This is a genomic window from Streptomyces sp. NPDC057702, from assembly GCF_042799315.1.
Classification (GTDB): Bacteria; Actinomycetota; Actinomycetes; order Streptomycetales; family Streptomycetaceae; genus Streptomyces.
Genome location: NZ_JBHVJC010000004.1, coordinates 168,929 through 188,296, shown reverse-complemented (window position 1 = coordinate 188,296; position 19,368 = coordinate 168,929). Strand labels below are relative to the sequence as shown.

15 protein-coding genes are annotated in these 19,368 nt (G+C 72.3%); 9 read left to right on the top strand and 6 right to left on the bottom strand.

Translation table 11 applies throughout. The features are described from left to right. Positions 1 to 614 precede the first annotated feature (614 nt). Positions 615 to 2,066 carry a helix-turn-helix domain-containing protein gene (locus ACFVFR_RS04335; protein WP_383697952.1) on the bottom strand — a complete coding sequence of 484 codons (1,452 nt, stop codon included), beginning with the start codon at positions 2,064 to 2,066 and terminating at the stop codon, positions 615 to 617. A gap of 954 nt (positions 2,067 to 3,020) precedes the next feature. Here ACFVFR_RS04335 and ACFVFR_RS04330 point away from each other — a divergent pair. From ACFVFR_RS04330 to ACFVFR_RS04320, 3 genes are all read left to right on the top strand, one after another. Next, a complete protein-coding gene (locus ACFVFR_RS04330; protein WP_383697950.1) occupies positions 3,021 to 3,947 on the top strand; it encodes a proline dehydrogenase family protein in 927 nt (308 codons plus the stop codon). A 151-nt stretch (positions 3,948 to 4,098) separates the two neighbouring features. Further along, complete coding sequence (pruA, locus tag ACFVFR_RS04325; protein ID WP_383697949.1) at positions 4,099 to 5,730, top strand: L-glutamate gamma-semialdehyde dehydrogenase; 1,632 nt, start codon at positions 4,099 to 4,101, stop codon at positions 5,728 to 5,730. 436 nt (positions 5,731 to 6,166) lie between these two features. After that, positions 6,167 to 6,295: a hypothetical protein gene (locus ACFVFR_RS04320; RefSeq protein ID WP_383697947.1), complete on the top strand. Its 129-nt coding sequence runs from the start codon at positions 6,167 to 6,169 to the stop codon at positions 6,293 to 6,295. Between the two features lie 427 nt (positions 6,296 to 6,722). Here ACFVFR_RS04320 and ACFVFR_RS04315 read toward each other — a convergent pair whose 3' ends face one another. Further along, positions 6,723 to 8,366 (bottom strand): fibronectin type III domain-containing protein, encoded by a 1,644-nt coding sequence (locus tag ACFVFR_RS04315; protein ID WP_383697946.1) that lies wholly within the window; start codon positions 8,364 to 8,366, stop codon positions 6,723 to 6,725. Positions 8,367 to 8,504: 138 nt separating this feature from the next. Here ACFVFR_RS04315 and ACFVFR_RS04310 point away from each other — a divergent pair, with 138 nt between their 5' ends. The 3 genes from ACFVFR_RS04310 (at position 8,505) to cimA (ending at position 13,230) form a co-directional block, all read left to right on the top strand. Then, a complete protein-coding gene (locus ACFVFR_RS04310; RefSeq protein WP_383697944.1) occupies positions 8,505 to 9,545 on the top strand; it encodes a 3-isopropylmalate dehydrogenase in 1,041 nt (346 codons plus the stop codon). A gap of 392 nt (positions 9,546 to 9,937) precedes the next feature. Next, the gene (locus ACFVFR_RS04305) at positions 9,938 to 11,035 is read left to right on the top strand and encodes a branched-chain amino acid aminotransferase (protein WP_383697942.1); all 1,098 of its coding nucleotides are present in this window, start codon (positions 9,938 to 9,940) and stop codon (positions 11,033 to 11,035) included. Between the two features lie 596 nt (positions 11,036 to 11,631). Next, positions 11,632 to 13,230, top strand: coding sequence for a citramalate synthase (gene cimA, locus ACFVFR_RS04300; RefSeq protein WP_383697940.1), 1,599 nt, complete (start codon positions 11,632 to 11,634; stop codon positions 13,228 to 13,230). Between the two features lie 464 nt (positions 13,231 to 13,694). Here cimA and ACFVFR_RS04295 read toward each other — a convergent pair whose 3' ends face one another. Then, a complete protein-coding gene (locus ACFVFR_RS04295) occupies positions 13,695 to 14,360 on the bottom strand; it encodes a YceI family protein (RefSeq protein WP_383697938.1) in 666 nt (221 codons plus the stop codon). A gap of 336 nt (positions 14,361 to 14,696) precedes the next feature. On the opposite strand from ACFVFR_RS04295, the gene ACFVFR_RS04290 reads away from it, so the two are divergent. The 3 genes from ACFVFR_RS04290 to ACFVFR_RS04280 all read left to right on the top strand — a co-directional run bounded on the left by ACFVFR_RS04290 (position 14,697) and on the right by ACFVFR_RS04280 (position 17,324). Beyond that, positions 14,697 to 15,227: a hypothetical protein gene (locus tag ACFVFR_RS04290; RefSeq protein WP_383697936.1), complete on the top strand. Its 531-nt coding sequence runs from the start codon at positions 14,697 to 14,699 to the stop codon at positions 15,225 to 15,227. A 255-nt stretch (positions 15,228 to 15,482) separates the two neighbouring features. Continuing rightward, positions 15,483 to 17,066, top strand: a complete 1,584-nt coding sequence (locus ACFVFR_RS04285) for an acyl-CoA carboxylase subunit beta (protein WP_383697935.1) — start codon at positions 15,483 to 15,485, stop codon at positions 17,064 to 17,066. 48 nt (positions 17,067 to 17,114) lie between these two features. Next, entirely contained in the window at positions 17,115 to 17,324 is a 210-nt protein-coding gene (locus tag ACFVFR_RS04280; RefSeq protein WP_383698065.1) for an acyl-CoA carboxylase subunit epsilon, read from the top strand. Positions 17,325 to 17,504: 180 nt separating this feature from the next. Here ACFVFR_RS04280 and ACFVFR_RS04275 read toward each other — a convergent pair whose 3' ends face one another. From ACFVFR_RS04275 to ACFVFR_RS04265, 3 genes are all read right to left on the bottom strand, one after another. Then, positions 17,505 to 18,083, bottom strand: coding sequence for an ATP/GTP-binding protein (locus ACFVFR_RS04275; protein ID WP_176164313.1), 579 nt, complete (start codon positions 18,081 to 18,083; stop codon positions 17,505 to 17,507). Continuing rightward, positions 18,064 to 18,870: a DUF742 domain-containing protein gene (locus tag ACFVFR_RS04270; protein ID WP_383697933.1), complete on the bottom strand. Its 807-nt coding sequence runs from the start codon at positions 18,868 to 18,870 to the stop codon at positions 18,064 to 18,066. The genes ACFVFR_RS04275 and ACFVFR_RS04270 overlap by 20 nt, the downstream gene beginning before the upstream one ends. A gap of 81 nt (positions 18,871 to 18,951) precedes the next feature. After that, positions 18,952 to 19,365, bottom strand: coding sequence for a roadblock/LC7 domain-containing protein (locus tag ACFVFR_RS04265; RefSeq protein WP_383697932.1), 414 nt, complete (start codon positions 19,363 to 19,365; stop codon positions 18,952 to 18,954). Positions 19,366 to 19,368 lie beyond the last annotated feature (3 nt).

Genomic DNA, 19,368 nt, shown 5'->3' with positions numbered 1-19,368 from the left:
GCTTCGTGCGGTGGGGCGGGCTCGCGGCGACGGGTACGGGCCCGCCCGGTGGTGCCGGGTGTCGTCGCGGGCCCCGGGCGCGTGGGCCGCCCGCTGGGCGAGGCGTGAGGCGGCGCGTGCCGGGACGGGGCGAGTGCGACGGGGGAGGGGCGGCGATTCTCGCGCGGAGTACGGGGCGGGCTGTCTCGCGGAGTACGAGGTGTGGGACGGGGCTCGCGCGACGGCTGGGGTGCCGGGCGGGGCGGGGCGTGGCCCGTTTGAGGGAGTGGAGTACGGGGTTTTCCGCGTGGGGCGGGGTAGGTCCGGTGCGTCGTTCGTACGGGGTGCGGGGCGTGGGCGGGGCGGAGTGTCGGCTGTAGGTGGCGGGGGGCGGCTGGCCCCGCGCGGGACACGTGGACGGAGTGCCGCACCCTCCCTGGGGGCACGGGGCACGGGGCACGGGGCACGGGGCCACGGAGCGCAAGAGCTACGGGGCGGGGGCGCCCGTCGGCCAGGGCGTGGCGCATGACTGGGGCCACGGGGTGGGGCGGCCTCGGAACGGAGCGCGGGGGACGGGGCACGGGGCCCTGGGGTGCTGGGCGGTCGGGTTCGGGGCGTGGTGTCGGTGGCGTGTGCTAGGCGCGGGTCAGGCGGGCCTTCTTCAGCGCCATGTGGAGCAGGAGCCGGTCCTCGCCGGCGTCCAGGTCGAGGCCGGTGAGCTGTTCCACGCGGGACAGCCGGTAGTAGAGCGTCTGCCGGTGGATGCCGAGAGCCTGCGCGGTGCGACCCGCCTGGCCGGCTCGGTCCAGGAACTCCTCCGCCGTGCGCGCCAGTTCCGCGTGGCCGTGCTCCAGGAGGGGGCGTACGGCTGGGTCCGGGTCGGTGGACGGCAGGCCGGTCAGCAGCCGGTAGGGGCCGACGTCCGCCCAGTTGACGACGGGCCCGAACCGCTCGTCGGCGCGCGCCGCACGCGCGGCGGCCAGCGCCTCGCGCCACGCGGCCGGCAACTCCGTCAGCTCGCGGCGTACGTCGCTCACCCCCGCCGCGGCGCCCCGTGCCGCGTGCCGCGCGGTGGGCGTGGTGTCACCCTTGGCCGGTGCGCCCCGGGTCGCGCGCCCCGTGCCCCGTGCTCCGGGCCCCGTCCCGGCCGGCGCCGGCTCGCTCGCCGTGTTCGTCGCCGGGCCCGCCCCCTGCTCCGCACTCCGCGCGCCCTCCGTGGTGCCCCGCCCGGGGCCGTCGCCCGCGCCGGGGCCCGCTCCGTGTTCGGCGCCCGCCGCGCGCGGTGAACGCAGCAGTTGCTCCGCCGCCGCGCGCGCCGGTTCCAGAGAGCTGGCCGACCGCAGCCGTACCAGCGCGGCCAGGCTCGCTCTGGGTGCGCGCGGCGTGCCCGCCACCCCGGCGGCACGCGAGGTCGCGGGCCGGGGCTGGCCCGTGATGGCGCAGACCGCGGCGAGCCCGGACAGGTTGGGCAGAGGGCCGGCCTCCGCCGGGTTCTCGGCGTCCCAGGGTGTGACCGCGACGACGGCCAGCGGGCCGCGCGCCGTGGAGCGCAGCGCCTCGCGCAGGGCGGCCTCCGCCTCGTCCCGCCCCGATGGCGGCCCCACCAGGAGTGCCCGGAGCAGCTCGCCGAGCTCCGCCCCGCTGCGCGCCTCGGCCGCCAGCAGGGCACCGATGCGCGCCGTCGTCTCCATGGCCTGCGCGAGCCGGGCGTCGACGGGTGTGCCGGGCCGGCCGAGTTCGAGGTCGGCGAGATGGCCGTCGTCGAGCAGCCACACGTAGCCGTGCACGATGCCCCGGTGCCGCACCGGCAGGCAGATACGCCCCATGAAGACCCCGGCCGCGGGGTCCGGCGGAATACGCAACGGGGCCTGCGCGCGGGCGATGCCGAACCCCTCGAACCAGGCCCGGACCGCCGCCGTCGAACGGCGCTGGAGGATCGACCGGGTCCGCACCGGGTCCATGGCCAGGTCGTCGTCGCTGTCGTGCACCCCGAAAGCGATCAACCCGAAGTCCCGGTCCTCCAGGGTGGCGGGGGCGCCCAGGGTCGCCGAGATCTCGTCCACGAGTTGCTGGTAGTCGCCGCGCATGCGCCGGGTGGCCCCCTTCGAGGTGGCTGGGCTTCGAGGTGTCTGGGTTGGTCGGGCCCCGGGCGCGTCCGACGTCCGAGCGGCGCGCGAGGGAAGGGGTGAAGGTAGCGGGGCGGTCCGCCGCCGGGATGGCACCCGGCGCGTCAGCCGTGGTCGGCTCGTCCTGTCGGTCCGGTGGGTCCTGTCAGTTCCGTGGGCCCTGGGGCCGGGGCGGGCGAGCGGTGCGCCGGCACCGCGGATGTCTGAGGTGTTCCACGCACTCCCCGCGTTTCATGCTTGCCGTGCTCCGTACTCGTCGCCCCGTATCCGTCGTGCCGCACCTTGACGGCCCCGCCCCACCCGTGTCCCGCCTTGGGCGCTCCGTGCTCCGTGCTCCGTGCTCCGTGCTCCGTCCCGCGCCGCTCACCCCGTTCCGTCCGCGTCCCCCTCCAGGCGCCCCGCGCCCCGCCCCGTGCCGCACACCGTCCCCATCGCACGCCGGGCCCGTCGCGCGCCGCTGGAGCGCTCGGCGCGGCCCCGTCCACGTACGAGCGCAGCGTCCGCACCCGCCTCGCACACGATCTCTCCCGCTCACCACGCCGGCGCGGCGACACCGTCAGCCCGCCGCGCCCCGTGCGGCGCCGCTCACCGTGCCGACCCGCCACACCCCGATCGGCGCGACGCCGCACTACGCCGGCCCGCCGCACACCTCACCGCTCGCACCGACCTCGCGCCGAGCCACACGCGTACCGCGCCGGCCGGTGCCCCGGCGTACGCCCGGCGGATGTCGCGGCGCACCGCCGGGTCCATTGTCATACATCTGTCTGAGATCCCGGCCACCAACGCGTGACAGGTGTCGATGGCCTGGGCCCGGTCCGCTTCATAGGTTTCACAGTGGCTCACCTTGCCGTCGTGGCCCTGGTCGCCCGGCGCCATCAGCCTTGACAAAGAACCATCGCAACGTGGAGGTGCCCCGTGCTGGGTCCCGTGCTGCTCGCCGCGTCACGCAGCGACGCCATCCGCCGTATCGTCTCGGCCGCGCCGGTCACCCGCCCCATGGTGGACCGTTTCGTCGCGGGGGAGCTGCTGGACCCGACCATGTCGGTCATCCAGGGGCTCACCGAGCGCGGCCTCGATGTGACCATGGACTTTCTCGGTGAGGACATCACCGACCCGGCCGAGGCGCTCCGCAACCGCGACGCCTACCTGGCGCTGACCGAGGCGCTCGCGCCGCTCGGCCTCGGCGCCCGCACGGAGATGTCGGTCAAGCTCTCCGCGTTCGGTCAGGCGCTGCCCGGCGGGCACGACCTCGCGCTGGCGAACATCACGCCCGTCGTGGAGGCGGCCGCCGAGGCCGGCATGAACGTGGCCCTGGACATGGAGGACCACACCACCACCGACTCCACGCTGGCGATCCTGGGCGAGCTGCGGAAGAAGTACCCCTCGACCGGCGCGGTGGTGCAGTCGTACCTGTTCCGCACGGAGGAGGACTGCCACGCGCTGGCGACGGAGGGCTCGCGGGTGCGCCTGGTGAAGGGCGCGTACAAGGAGCCCGCCGACGTGGCCTTCCAGGACAAGCGCGAGGTCGACAAGGCGTACGTGCGCTGCCTGAAGATCCTCATGGCCGGCGACGGCTACCCGATGATCGGCTCCCACGACCCGCGCCTGGTCGCCATCGCCCAGGAACTCGGTCGCCGCTACGGCCGTAAGCTGGACGAGTACGAGTTCCAGATGCTGTTCGGTATCCGCGTCGCCGAGCAGGAGCGGCTGCTGGCCGAGGGGCACCGGATGCGCATCTACGTCCCGTACGGCACGGACTGGTACGGGTACTTCATGCGCCGCCTCGCCGAGCGACCCGCCAACATGGCCTTCTTCCTGCGGTCGCTGGTCAGCCGCGGCTGACCAGCCACCGGCGCCCGCGCCGCACGGGGCCCGACCGGTGCCGTGACGGAGCCCGCGGGCCCACGGGCCTGGTGGCTCCGTGCCGCCGCCCCTACGTTCCGTACGCAGAACGTTTTCGTACGCAGACCCGACGATCGAAGGAGACACGGCCATGGACGCTGTGACCCAGGTCCCCGCGCCGGTGAACGAGCCGGTGCACACCTACGCACCCGGCACTCCCGAGCGCGCCCGCCTTGAGATCAAGCTCAAGGAGCTTGGCGAGAACCCCATCGACCTGCCGATGACCATCGGTGGCGAGAAGCGGCTGGGCGGCGGCGACCGCTTCGACGTCGTACAGCCGCACAACCACGCCGCCAAGCTCGGCACGTACGCGAACGCCACCACCCAGGACGCCCAGGACGCGGTGGACGCCGCGCTGGCCGCCGCCCCCGCGTGGCGCGAGCTGCCCTTCGACGACCGCGCCGCGATCATCCTCAAGGCCGCCGAGCTGCTGGCGGGCCCCTGGCGCGAGACGCTGGCCGCCTCCACCATGCTGGGCCAGTCCAAGACCGCCCAGCAGGCGGAGATCGACACCCCGTGTGAGCTGGTCGACTTCTGGCGCTTCAACGTGCACTTCGCGCGCCAGATCATGGCCGAGCAGCCGATCGCCAACTCCCCGGGCGTGTGGAACCGCAGCGACCACCGGCCGCTCGAGGGCTTCGTCTACGCGATCACGCCCTTCAACTTCACCGCCATCGCGGGCAACCTGCCCACCGCCCCCGCGCTGATGGGCAACACGGTCGTGTGGAAGCCCTCCCCGACCCAGACCCACGCCGCCGTGCTGCTGATGGAGCTCCTGGAGGAGGCCGGGCTGCCCAAGGGCGTCATCAACCTGGTGACCGGCGACGGTATCGCCGTCTCCGAGGTGGCCCTGAACCACCCCGACCTGGCGGGCATCCACTTCACCGGTTCGACCAAGACCTTCCAGTACCTGTGGAAGACGGTCGGCAACAACATCGAGAAGTACAAGACCTACCCGCGACTGGTCGGCGAGACCGGCGGCAAGGACTTCATCGTCGCCCACCCGAGCGCCGACCCGGCGATCCTGAAGACGGCCATGACCCGTGGCGCCTTCGAGTTCCAGGGCCAGAAGTGCTCCGCCGCCTCGCGCGCCTACGTGCCGCGCTCGCTGTGGGAGAACGGCCTCAAGGAGGAGTTCGCCGCCGAGGTGAACGGCCTGACCATGGGTGACGTCACCGACCTGACGCACTTCATGTCCGCCGTCATCGACGAGCGCTCCTTCGCCAAGAACAAGGCCGCCATCGACCGGGCCAAGGCCGACCCGACGGTCGAGGTCGTCGCCGGTGGCACGTACGACGACAGCGTCGGCTACTTCGTCCGCCCGACGGTGCTCGTCTCGACCGACCCCGAGAACGAGATCTTCAAGGACGAGTACTTCGGCCCGATCCTCGGCGTCTTCGTCTACGACGACGAGAAGTACGACGAGATGCTCACCCAGATGGAGTCCGCCTCGGCGTACGGCCTGACCGGCTGCGTCATCGCGCAGGACCGTGCCGCCGCCGCCGCCACCTGCGAGGCGCTGCGCTTCGCGGCCGGCAACTTCTACATCAACGACAAGCCGACCGGTGCCGTCGTCGGTCAGCAGCCGTTCGGTGGCGGGCGCGCGTCCGGCACCAACGACAAGGCCGGTGCCAAGCAGAACCTGATGCGCTGGACCTCCACCCGCTCCATCAAGGAGACCCTGGTCCCGCCGACCGACTACCGCTACCCGCACATGGGCTGATCAGCCCCACACACCGGCCGGCCCGACGCGTTCGGTCCGGCCCGGTGCGCGCGACGCCGCGCGCACCGTCTGCTTCCGCCCCCGCCTGGTCCCCCAACCGGTCGGGGGCGGAGGTGTGCACGGGGCCGGGCCGGCCGTGCGGGGCGCGTCGTACGGCCGGCCCCGGCCGCCCGGTGTCCGACAGGTGGGATGCCCACGGCATCTGCCAGCGGAGCCCTGGTAGTGCCGCCGTCTCAGATAGTAGGAAGTCCGAGTAACGGGGCAGACAGCTCCGCTTCACTGGCTTACGTTGGTGGAAGCCGAACGTCCCGCTCCATCGAGCGGCGGCGGACGAGCCGGCTGCGTCGTGCAGGTGACCCCTGCCGTATCCAGGCTCCCGCCCTTCCGGCGATTCCATTCCCCTCGGGTTCTGGCATTGGCATTGGAGACGTGCATCATGGCCAACACCGTTCGCAAGATCCGGCACGCAGCCCGTCGCGACGACAACACCGACCGCAAGAACGCCGCCGCCGCGCTCCAGCGCGCGCTCGACCGCCGCGACAACGGCGGCGCCACCGGCCACTAGGAGACGACGGCGCCACCGGCGACGCGGAACGCGCGCACGGAACACGGCGCCCAGGTTCACCGGGTCGCGTACGGAGCACCGACGGCGCGCCGGACCCGGTCCGTGGCCGTGCCCGCACGGAGCGCGGGGTACGGCCACCCGTGCGGGGAACGGAGCCGTACACGGGGCACGGAGCGCGGGCGGGACGGGCCACGGAGCGCAGCCCCCGCACGGGGCACGGAGCGCGGCGGGCGACGGGGCTCAGCTCTCCGTACGGGGCGCGCAGCCCGCCCGGGGCACGGGGCCTGCCGCACGGGGCACGGGGCACGGGGCCTGCCGCACGGAGCACGGGGAGGGTGGCGCGGCCCCGTCTCCCGCTCCGTGCACCCACCGCCCCGCCCCCGCTCCGCGCGTCGGCCTCCCGCTCCGTGCGCCCCGCCGGAAGGCGCTACGCCTCGTGGCCGTGGCGGTGGGAGCGGGTGATGTCGAAGTGGTCGACGCGTTCGCCCGACTCGGCGAGGGTGGTCACCCGCAGCCGGGGTCGGGTGCCGGCGCGCACGCTGACCGCGATGAACGAGAAGCCCGTGAAGCGCACGCGCGACCACTCCACGTCCTCCTCGCTCTTCTCCGGCTTCGCCCCGCCCTTGACCCAGTGGTAGGTCCGCACGTGGTCGCGGTCCTGGACGTGTCCCTCGTAGCTGTCCGGCACCGGGAAGCTGTAGAGCGCCTTGCCCGCGCCGCCGGCCGTCACGTACACGATGCCGTCGCGGGCGGAGTCCACGCTCTCGCCGATCGGCACCTCCTTGGTCACGACGCCGCCGCGCAACGCGTCGGTGCGCTCGTAGACGTGGTTGTGGCCGTTGATGACTAGGTCCACCCGGTGCTTCTCGAACAGCGGCACCCACGCGTCGCGCACGCCGCCGTCCGAGGCGTGCGCGCTGGTGGTGGAGTACGCGCAGTGGTGGAAGAAGACCACGACGAAGTCGACGCCACGGGTACGGCGCAGCTCGCCCAGCCGCCGGTCGAGCCAGGCCGTCTGGCGCCCGCCGGTGTAGCCGAGGTTGGCGGTGATCTCGTACGAGACGTCGTTGGCGTCGAGGGCGACCACGCCGACGTTGCCGTAGACGAAGGAGTACACGCCGGGGGCGTCCCGCGCGTGCGGCCCGTTGTCCGGCAGCGTCCAGCGGGCGAGCTGGCCGCCGTAGCCGTTGGGGCCGTACCACGCCTCCATGTCGTGGTTGCCGGTGGTCACCATCCACGGCACGCGCGCGGCGACCGACTCCGTCTGCGCGAGGAACTGGTCCCACACCCGCGCGTCGTAGACGTCCGAATCCTGACCGTGCCCCGTGCTGTCCGCGTAGCACAGGTCCCCCGCGTGCAGGTGGAAGGAGGGGTTCTGACCGAGGATCAACTGGTCGTTGGCGAGCGCGTCGTAACTGACGCCCTGATCGCCGAAGGCGGTGAAGACGAACTCCTCGGGCCGCGCGGGCGCCGTGCGGAAGCTGCCGATCGTCGAGAGCCGGCTGGGGTCGGCCGGGTCGAAGCCGTCGTGACCCACGCCGTAGTAGTACGTGGTGCCCGGCCGCAGCCCGTCCAGCGCGGCGTGCAGGTAGTACTGCCGCACGGCGGGCAGCTTGCTCGACAGCGCCGGCGTGTGCAGGTCACGGACCTCCGCCTCGATCTTCCGGCTCAACTGCCACGGCTTGAGGCCGATCCGCACGTACGGCCGGCGCACGGCGAACGGGACCTGCCACGAGACGCGCATCTGCGTCATCGGGTCGGCGCCGAAGGCGAGATGGCGACCGAACGGGGCCACGTACGCGCCACCGACCCGCCCCGTGGCGGGCGCGGCGACGGGGGCGGTGGAGCGGGGGCTGGCGTTGGCCGAGCCGGCCAGCAGGCCGGCCCCGGCGATCGTGCTGGCGGTCGCCGCGCCGGTGCGCAGGGCACCCCGCCGCGACAGCTTGGCGCGTAGATAGGCGTGTTGCTCCGGCATCGACATCCGGCGGGCGAGCTCATCGGGGATGCCGACCCGGGGGAGGTCGGCGGAACCAGGGGAGTGGGGGCCCGGCTGGCGGGAATGAGCGGTCATGACAGGAAGCTCCCAGCCACGCTCAACTCCGTACTGTACTGCGGCCGTATCCGGGGTGAACGCCACTTGTCCGGCGGACCCCCGTCCGAATGATGGACGTCGCGTGTCAACGAATGGGACGACGAGTAGGGTCCTCGCATGTCTCGCAGCATGCGCCTCGCAGTGATCCCCGGTGACGGAATCGGCCAGGAAGTGGTGGCCCAGGGCCTCAAAGTGCTCTCGGCGGTGCTTCCCCAGGACGTGAAGCTGGAGACCCGGGAGTACGACCTCGGCGCCCGCCGCTGGCACGCGACCGGGGAGACCCTCCCGGACGCGGAGCTCACCTCGCTCAAGGACCACGACGCGATCCTGCTCGGCGCGATCGGCGACCCGTCCGTGCCCTCCGGCGTCCTGGAGCGCGGGCTGCTGCTCAAGCTGCGGTTCGCCTTCGACCACTACGTCAACCTCCGCCCCTCCAAGCTCTTCCCGAACACCCCGACGCCGCTCGCCGGCCGCCCCGAGATCGACTTCGTCGTGGTGCGCGAGGGCACGGAGGGCCCGTACACGGGCAACGGCGGCAGCCTGCGCACCGGCACCCCGGCCGAGGTCGCCACCGAGGTCAGCGTCAACACCGCCTACGGCGTGGAGCGCGTGGTGCGCGACGCCTACGAGCGCGCCAACGCCCGCCCCCGCAAGAAGCTCACCCTCGTGCACAAGAACAACGTCCTGGTCTACGCGGGCCACCTGTGGAAGAACACCTTCGACCGGGTCGGCCAGGAGTACCCGGACGTGAGCACCGACTACCTGCACGTGGACGCGGCGACCATCTTTTTCGTCACCCAGCCCGAGCGTTTCGACGTCATCGTCACCGACAACCTCTTCGGCGACATCGTCACCGACCTCGCCGCCGCCGTCACCGGCGGCATCGGGCTGGCCGCCAGCGGCAACATCAACCCCACCGGCGCCTTCCCGTCCATGTTCGAGCCCGTCCACGGCTCCGCCCCCGACATCGCCGGCACCGGCAAGGCCGACCCCACCGCCACGGTGCTCTCCGTCGCCCTCCTGCTGCGCCACCTCGGGTACGAGGCGGAGGCCGGCCGCGTCGAGAGCGCGGTCACCGACGACCTGGCCGCCCGCGCGGGTGTGAGTCGCACCACGGACGAGATCGGCGACGCGCTCGCCCTCCGCGTCACGGCCTGAGCGCACGCGGTCCGCGCGGCGTACGCGGTACGCGCGGCGCACACGCGGGGCACGGGACACGGGGCGGGCACGGGGCGGGACGTTGCCCCGCCCGTCCCGTGCCGTGCGCGGCCCGAAGCGGACGGTCACCCTCCCTCGACGGCGACCGGAGAGGGCTTCAAACAGGGATGGGAGCCTTCTCACCGTCGCTGTGCTTCGGCGCGGTGGGGTGCGACCATCGAGGTCAGGCCCGCGCGCGCCGAAGTGTGGCCTTGTGTTCCCTGGGCGGTCCCGCGCGAGCGATAATCGAACGCGGGGCCGCAGCACAAGGCGAAACTTGGACGTTATAGCCGACTGACAGGGACGGAAGTGAGCGCGGTCCGCCAAACCCATCTGGTGAAGGACACGTACTCATGACGACGACCACGATCGAGCTCAAGCCCTCCGCTCATCCGCTGCCGGCCGCGGAGCGCGAGAAGATCCTGGCCAGCCCTGGTTTCGGCCGCCACTTCACCGATCACATGGTGACCATCAAGTGGACCGAGGGCCGCGGTTGGCACGAGGCCCAGCTCGTTCCGTACGCGCCGCTGTCGATCGACCCGGCGAACATGACGTTGCACTACGCGCAGACGATTTTCGAGGGCCTCAAGGCGTACCGGCAGCCCGACGGCACCGTCGCCACCTTCCGCCCCGACGCCAACGCCGCCCGTTTCCAGGCGTCCGCCCGCCGGCTCGCCATGCCCGAGCTGCCGACCGAGACCTTCATCGCGGCTTGCGACGCTCTGGTCACCCAGGACAAGGCGTGGGTGCCGGCCAGCGGTGAGCAGTCGCTCTACCTGCGGCCCTTCATGTTCGCCACCGAGGTGGGCCTGGGTGTGCGCCCGGCCAACGAGTACCTGTTCGTGGTCATCGCGTCCCCCGCCGGCGCCTACTTCCCCGGCGGCGTCAAGCCCGTCTCGGTCTGGCTCTCCGAGGAGTACGTGCGCGCCGCCCCCGGCGGGACCGGCGCCGCGAAGGCCGGCGGCAACTACGCCGCCTCCCTGGTCGCCCAGGCGCAGGCCGCCGAGCAGGGCTGCGACCAGGTGGTCTGGCTGGACGCCATCGAGCGCCGCTGGATCGAGGAGATGGGCGGCATGAACCTCTACTTCGTCTACCGCTCCGGCGACTCGGTGCGCATCGTCACCCCCGAACTGTCCGGCTCGCTGCTGCCCGGCATCACCCGCGCCTCGCTCCTGAAGATCGCCGAGGACCTGGGGTACGGCTTCGAGGAGGGCCGTATCTCGGTGGACGACTGGCGGAACGGCAACGCCGACGGCACGCTGACCGAGGTCTTCGCGTGCGGCACCGCCGCCGTCATCACCCCCGTCGGCTCCGTGAAGTCCGCGCGGGCCAACTGGACGGTGGGCGACGGCCAGCCCGGCGAGATCACCATGAAGCTGCGGACGGCGCTGCTGGACATCCAGACCGGTGCCACGCCCGACACCCACCAGTGGATGCACCCGCTGGGCTGAGCACCACCGAGGCCCGCCCGCCACCGCCGCCCCGGCGCGCGGGCGGGCTCTCGCGTACCCGCCCCGTGCCACGCCAGGGCGCGTACCCGCCGCGCCGGGTCAGCGCCCCGCCCCGTGCCCCGTACGCCCCGCACCCGTTGAGCCCCGCCCCGTCGCCCCGTCGCCCCGTCGCCCCGTCGCCCCGTCGCCCCGTCGCCCCGTCGCCCCGTCGCCCCGTCGGGCCGCTCCGTGCCCCGTGCCCCGTACGCCCCGTGCCCCGTGTCGGCCGGAGCGGGCCGGGTGGGTCCCCACCGCTCGGGCTCCCGCATCGTGAGACGGGCGGGCTTCCCACCAGGGCGTGTGGCACACTCCTGCCGTGCTCTCGTTCGCCATGATTATTGGCAGCAGGCGCGCCGGTCCGCAGTGACCGCCCCGTACGAACCCGGTACGGCGCGGCCACCGTCGCCCCAGACCCGCGCGCAGACCTCTCGCACCCGCGAGGGGTTTTTTCGTTTCCTGGCCCACCCGCGCCGGAGAACGGAGCGCACGGGAGCATAGTGGGGGCGGTGGAGCCGGTCATTCCGGTAGACCGAGATCCCGACAGGAGCCAGATCAGCATGACGGATGCACTCGACGACAACTTCCACGTGTTCGACACCACGCTGCGCGACGGGGCGCAGCGCGAAGGCATCAACCTCACTGTCGCGGACAAGCTCACCATCGCCCGACACCTGGACGCGTTCGGCGTGGGGTTCATCGAGGGCGGCTGGCCCGGCGCCAACCCCCGGGACACCGAGTTCTTCGCCAGGGCCCGTGCCGAGATCGATCTGCGGCACGCGCGACTCGTCGCGTTCGGCGCCACCCGTCGGGCCGGGACGCGCGCCGAGGACGACCCGCAGGTGCGGGCGCTGCTCGACTCGCAGGCCCCCGTCGTCACGCTGGTGGCCAAGGCGCACGACCGCCACGTGGAACTCGCCCTGCGGACCACGCTGGAGGAGAACCTGGCGATGGTGCGGGACACCGTCTCCCACCTGCGCGCGCGGGGGCGCCGGGTCTTCGTCGACTGTGAGCACTTCTTCGACGGGTTCCGGGGCAACCCCGCGTACGCGACGCGGGTCGTGCGCGCGGCGCACGAGGCGGGCGCCGACGTCGTCGTGCTGTGCGACACCAACGGCGGCATGCTGCCCGCGCAGGTCCAGGAGGTCGTCGCCACCGTGCGCGCCGAGACCGGCGCGCGCCTGGGCATCCACGCCCAGGACGACACCGGCTGCGCGGTCGCCAACACCCTCGCCGCCGTGGACGCGGGCGCCACCCACGTGCAGTGCACCGCCAACGGCTACGGCGAACGCGTCGGCAACGCCAACCTGTTCCCGGTCGTCGCCGCGCTGGAGCTGAAGTACGGCAAGACGGTGCTGCCCGCCGGGGCACTGGCCGAGATGACGCGCATCTCGCACGCCATCGCCGAGGTCGTCAACCTCACCCCGTCCACCCACCAGCCCTACGTCGGCGTCTCGGCCTTCGCCCACAAGGCCGGCCTGCACGCCTCGGCGATCAAGGTGGACCCGGATCTCTACCAGCACATCGACCCGGAGCGGGTCGGCAACACCATGCGCATGCTCGTCTCCGACATGGCCGGGCGCGCCTCCATCGAGCTCAAGGGCAAGGAGCTGGGCATCGATCTGGGCGACGACCGCGCGCTGGTCGCCCGGGTCGTGGAGCGGGTCAAGGAACGGGAGCTGGCGGGTTACACGTACGAGGCCGCCGACGCCTCCTTCGAACTGCTGCTGCGCGCGGAGGTGGAGGGCAGGGAGCGCCGCTACTTCCGTGTCGAGTCCTGGCGCGGCATCGTCGAGACCCGCCCGGACGGCACGCACGCCAACGAGGCCACCGTGAAGCTGTGGGCCAAGGGCGAGCGCATCGTCGCCACGGCGGAGGGCAACGGCCCCGTCAACGCCCTGGACCGGGCGCTACGAGTGGGTCTGGAGCGGATCTATCCGCAGCTCGCCGGCCTGGAGCTGGTCGACTACAAGGTCCGCATCCTGGAAGGCCGGCACGGCACCGAGTCCACGACCCGGGTACTGGTCTCCACCAGTGACGCACGGGGCGAGTGGGCCACGGTCGGCGTCGGCGACAACGTGATCGCCGCCTCCTGGGAGGCGCTGGAGGACGCGTACACCTACGGGCTGCTGCGCGCGGGCATCGACCCGCAGGAGTAGGCGGTCCGGGTACGCGACACGGGGCGCGGTGGGGGACAGGCGGCGCGGTCGCACGAGGCGGGGCATGGCGGACGGCGCTGCCCGGACCAGGCGGCGGGGCACTGACGAGCGCGGGGTGCCTGGCGCGAGCGCGGGATCTCTGGCGGGAGCGGCGAGGGAGGACGACGGGAGCCGCCTCCCGCCGGTGACCCGTCCCTGGCCCCGTACGCGCGCCCGCTCCGTACCGGCGCGCCCCTCGTACCGGCCCCGTTTCCGTTCCCGTTCCGGCGGCGCCCCGTACCTGCCCCGTTCCCGTTCCGGCGGCGCCCCGTATGTCCTCGCCGCCGCCCCACCCTCCCGCCACTTCACGGGCGGCGCCGCGCCCCTCCCCGCGGGTGCGCCGCGCGGGTGCGGCACGCGGACATGCCACGGCCCCGGTCGGCCCACGGGGGGAGGGCTCGGCCGGGGCCGTGGCGGCTTGGGGGTCAGGCCGCGGGGGCGGCCTTGACGGCGGAGATGTCGAAGGTGAGCTTCACCTTGTCGCTGACCATGACACCGCCGGCCTCCAGCGCGGCATTCCAGGTCAGGCCCCACTCGGAGCGCAGGATGGTGGCGCTGCCCTCGAAGCCGACCCGCTCGGCGCCGTAGACGTCGGTCGCGGCACCGTTGAAGTCGAGGTCGATGCTCAGCGGGCGGGTGACGTCCTTGATGGTCAGGTCGCCGCTCACGCGGAAGCGCTCGTCGTCGACCTGCTCGACGCCGGTGCTGCGGAAGGTCATCAGCGGGAAGGTCTCGGCGGCGAAGAAGTCGTCACCGAGCAGGTGCGCGTCGCGGTCCTTGATGCCGGTGTCGACGCTGGCGACCGTGATGTCGATGGCGGCGGTGGAGCGGGCCGGGTCGGCGCCGTCCAGCCGCAGCGTGCCCTCGTGCTCGACGAACGAGCCCCGGACGTTGGTCACCATGGCATGGCGCACCGTGAAACCGACGCTGCTGTGCGCCGGGTCGATCGTGTACGTACCCGTGAGCCCCGCGAGAGCCGGGTTCGCCTGGGGCGCCGCGGCGTCGAGGACGCCGGTGCCGGTGGCCGTGCCGGCGGCGCCAACGGCCTGAGCGGTCGGAACGGTGTTGCGCTTGCGGTTGAACAGAGCCATGGCTCCTCCTCGGGGCGTTGTTGTTTAAGCTTCAACGAGATTCACCATAGAGGCATTCCGTTCAATTTTCAACCTTCTCTGGTTCGGGCGCTCGGATCGCGCCCCGGCGTGCCCGCAGATCCCCGCGCGCCGAACGCCGCGGGGGCGCCGCCCCGCCCCGCCGCGCGCGCCCGTCACCCCGCCCCCCACGCCCCTGGGATCGCGTCGCGTACCCGTGGTGCTCCGTTCACACGGGGGCCCTGGCGAACGCGCGCGGAGCTCGGGCATCATCCTGGGGCTCCACCTGCACCACAGACCCGCCCCACCGTCCGGTCCGTCCTCAGCAGGAGGTTCCCCGTGGATCACGTGTCGCCCGCCAGGCGTCGACCCCGTCGCGTCGTCCGTTCCCTGCTCACCGCTCTCGCGCTGGCGCTCGGCGCCCTGTTCGCGCCCGGCCTCGGCGCCGTCGCGAGCGCCACCGAGACCCAGGCGGTCGCCAAGCTCACCCACGCGCAGGCCGCCGACATGTTCCGCTCCTCCGGGATCACCTGGTCGTCCTCGGGCAACTGCTCCGACCGCAACAAGCCCAACTGCACCTCCTTCACGCAGCTGAACCGCAGCTCCGCGCAGGGCGCCCAGACGCTCAAGTCGGCCAGCCGCTGCGCGCTGAAGATCACCGGCGGCACCGAGACCGGGCACGCGAGCGGTACGTACAGCCACTGGAACGGCTACAAGCTGGACTTCAGCCTCTCCTCCTGCCTGACGAACTACGTCACCCGCACGTTCACCTCCATCGGCGGCTCGAAGTGGAAGTCGGCCTCCGGCAACATCTACTACCGTGAGAGCAACCACTGGGACGTGACCTTCCACAACTGCGGCGGCTGCTGACCCGGCACCCGGCCCACCGACCCCGCCGCCCACCCCACCGGGGCCGGAGGCGGGGTCGGCGCGTGCGGTCCTGTGGAGGTGGCACCAGGACGCCCCCTATGCTTTGTGGGGTATACACAGGGGAAAGCGGGGGTTAGCTTCTCGATAATGCGGGAACCGCGCCGTCCAGTTCTGCCGCCTGTGACACGAAAACGAGCACGACGTTGTAGGAAAACGACATGAGGTTCCCAGCCTCGGGGAACGTACCGTCTTGGCATGACCAATCTCGAAGGTGCGCCCGTAGCGGCGAGTGACGTCCGTGGGCGCGTCGCCGAGCTGCACGCCATTCGCGAGCAAGCTCGACGAGGTCCGAGCGAGCGGGCGACCGAGGCGCAGAAGGCCAAGGGCAAACTGACGGCCCGGGAGCGCATCGACCTCCTGCTCGACGAAGGCTCCTTCAACGAGGTTGAGCCCCTGCGGCGACATCGAGCGGTCGGCTTCGGTCTGGAGACGAAGAAGCCCTACACCGACGGCGTCATCACCGGCTGGGGCACCGTCCACGGCCGCACGGTCTTCGTCTACGCCCACGACTTCCGCATCTTCGGCGGCGCCCTCGGCGAGGCCCACGCCACCAAGATCCACAAGATCATGGACATGGCCATCGCGGCCGGCGCGCCGCTGGTCTCGCTCAACGACGGCGCCGGCGCCCGCATCCAGGAGGGCGTCTCGGCGCTCGCCGGCTACGGCGGCATCTTCCAGCGCAACACCCGCGCCTCCGGCGTCATCCCGCAGATCTCCGTGATGCTCGGCCCGTGCGCCGGCGGCGCCGCGTACAGCCCCGCGCTCACCGACTTCGTCTTCATGGTCCGCGAGACCTCGCAGATGTTCATCACCGGCCCCGACGTCGTGCAGGCGGTCACCGGCGAGAAGGTCTCCCAGAACGGCCTCGGCGGCGCCGACGTGCACGCGGAGACCTCGGGCGTGTGTCACTTCGCCTACGACGACGAGGAGACCTGCCTGGAGGAGGTCCGCTACCTGCTCTCCCTGCTGCCGCAGAACAACCGGGAGAACCCGCCGGTCGCCGAGGCGTCCGACCCCGCCGACCGGCGCGGCGAGGCGCTCCTCGACCTGGTCCCGGCCGACGGCAACCGGCCGTACGACATGCGCAAGGTCATCGAGGAGATCGTCGACGAGGGCGACTACCTGGAGGTCCACGAGCGCTGGGCGACCAACATCATCTGTGCGCTCACCCGCCTCGACGGCGCCGTCGTCGGCATCATCGCCAACCAGCCGCAGTCGCTGGCCGGCGTGCTGGACATCGAGGCGTCGGAGAAGTCCGCGCGCTTCATCCAGATGTGCGACGCGTTCAACATCCCGCTGATCACCCTGCTCGACGTGCCCGGCTTCCTGCCCGGCGTCGACCAGGAGCACGGCGGCATCATCCGGCACGGCGCCAAGATGCTCTACGCCTACTGCAACGCCACCGTGCCGCGGATCTCGGTCATCCTGCGCAAGGCGTACGGCGGTGCCTACATCGTCATGGACTCCCAGTCCATCGGCGCCGACCTCACCTACGCCTGGCCGACCAACGAGATCGCCGTGATGGGCGCCGAGGGCGCGGCCAACGTGATCTTCCGCAAGCAGATCGCCAGCGCGGACGACCCCGAGGCCATGCGCGCGCGCATGGTCAAGGAGTACAAGTCCGAGCTGATGCACCCGTACTACGCCGCCGAGCGGGGCCTGGTCGACGATGTGATCGACCCGGCCGACACCCGCGAGGTGCTGATCCGGTCCCTGGCGATGCTGCGTAACAAGCACGCCGACCTGCCGTCCCGCAAGCACGGCAACCCGCCGCAGTAACGCCGCAGTAATGGAGACGAAGAGCCTGTGAGCACCGCAGCCGACACCATCGCCCCCGCGCCGACCAACACCGTTGTCCGCGTGGAGCGGGGCCACGCCGACGCGGAAGAGCTGGCCGCCGTCACCGCGGTCCTGCTCGCCCGCGCCGCCGCCACCCAGCACCACGCGACGCCCCCCGCGCCCCGCCGCTCCACCGCGGGCTGGCGCCGACTGGAGCGCACGCCCGGCTTCCGGGCGCCGCACAGCTGGCAGGGCTGACCGCGCCCACACCCGCCGGCGCGTACCCCGCACCACACGAGAAGCCCCCGTCGCTCCAGGAGCGACGGGGGCTTCTCCGTCTCCTCGCCCACCGCGCGCGCCGGCACGCGGCCACGGGGCGCCGGACGGGCGCGCGGGACGGGCCGGCGCCCGGTTCGCGGTGGCCGCTGCCGCGAGGCGCTAGCGCAGACGGGCCATGAGGGCGTGCTCGACCAGGGTGATCAGCGCGCTCTTCGCCTCGTTCCGGTGCCGGGCGTCGGTGACGATGATGGGCGCGTCGGGCCCGATCTGGAGCGCCTCGCGCACCTCGTCGGGGGTGTACGGCTGGTGCCCGTCGAAGCCGTTGAGGGCGATGACGAAGGGCAGGCCGGAGTTCTCGAAGTAGTCGACGGCCGGGAAGCAGTCGGCCAGTCGGCGCGTGTCCACCAGGACGACGGCGCCGATCGCGCCCCGTACCAGGTCGTCCCACATGAACCAGAACCGGTCCTGACCGGGCGTGCCGAACAGGTACAGGATCAGGTCCTGGTCGAGCGTGATGCGACCGAAGTCCATGGCCACCGTGGTGGTGGTCTTGTCCGGCGCGTGCGTGAGGTCGTCGATCCCCGCCGATGCGGAGGTCATCACGGCCTCGGTGCGCAGCGGGTTGATCTCCGAGACCGCGCCGACGAACGTGGTCTTGCCCACGCCGAAGCCGCCCGCCACCACGATCTTCGCGGAGGTGGTGGAGCGAGCTGCACCGCTAGAGCTTGCGAAGTCCACTGAGCACCCTTTCGAGCAGTGTCACGTCAGGCTGACCGCCGGCGCTCTCGTCGCCGCCGGGCTGATGGATGGCGACGAGCCCCGCCTCGGCCAGGTCGGCGACGAGGATGCGGGAGACGCCAAGGGGGATGGAGAGGAGTGCGGAGATCTCGGCGATCGACTTGATCTCGCGGCACAGGTGGCAGATCCGCTGGTGCTCGGGCAGTTGGCCCTGGAGCTGGGACGGATCGGCGGTCGTGCTCACCAACGCCTCGATGGCGAGCTGGTAGCGCGGCCGGGTACGGCCGCCGGTCATGGCGTACGGGCGCACCAGCGGGTTGTGCGCGCCACCAGCCGGAGCCGGCTCCGGCTCGTACCGCTGCGGCGGCATCGGCTCGATGCGCGGACTGTGGGGCTGGTGCGGCCCCGTGGGCGGTTCGTAGCCCGGCTGGGGACGCTGCCGCGCCGGTCGGCGCGGCTGCTGGTAGGGCTGGCCGTAGTCCTGCCCGTACGGCTGCTGTCCGTACGACGGCTGCTCGTACGGCTGCTGCTCGTACGACTGCTGGGGGTACGGCTGCCGCTGTCGCGGGTCGGGGTTCCACGAACCGTTCGGCTGCTGAGCGGGGTACTGGCCCTGCTGGGGCTGGGCCTGGTGCGCCTGGTCGGCCGCGTCGGGCTGGTGCTGGGCCGTGGGCCGGACCCGACGGCTGGGCGTGGAGGGGAAGTTGAACCGGTTCAGCGGCGCCTGGCCCTGGGGGTCAGGCTGCTGCCCTTCGCCGTACGAATAGCCGCTCGGGGGCGTTGCCACGGTTCCTCCTCCAACTCGCCTGTCTGCCGGTCGCGCCACCGCACCCTATGGCGCGGTGGCGCGAAACGCACTGTTCGTTTGCTAGTTGAGAAGGCTCCCTTGCAGTTCCGCGCGGAGGTCCGGAGTGAGGACGCCGCCCGCGCGGTCGACGAGGAGAGCCATCTCGTAGCCGACCAGGCCGATGTCGCACTCGGGGTGAGCGAGCACGGCCAGCGAGGACCCGTCGGAGATGGACATGATGAAGAGGAAGCCGCGCTCCATCTCGACCACGGTCTGGTTGACGGAGCCGCCCTCGAAGATGCGGGACGCCCCGGAGGTCAGCGAGGTCAGACCGGAGGCTACGGCCGCCAGTTGGTCGGCCCGGTCACGGGGGAACCCTTCGGACATCGCCAGAAGGAGTCCGTCGGCGGAGACCACCACCGTGTGGGACACCCCTGGGGTGTTGTCCACGAAGTTGGTGATCAACCAGTTCAGGTTCTGCGCCGCCTGGCTCATCGG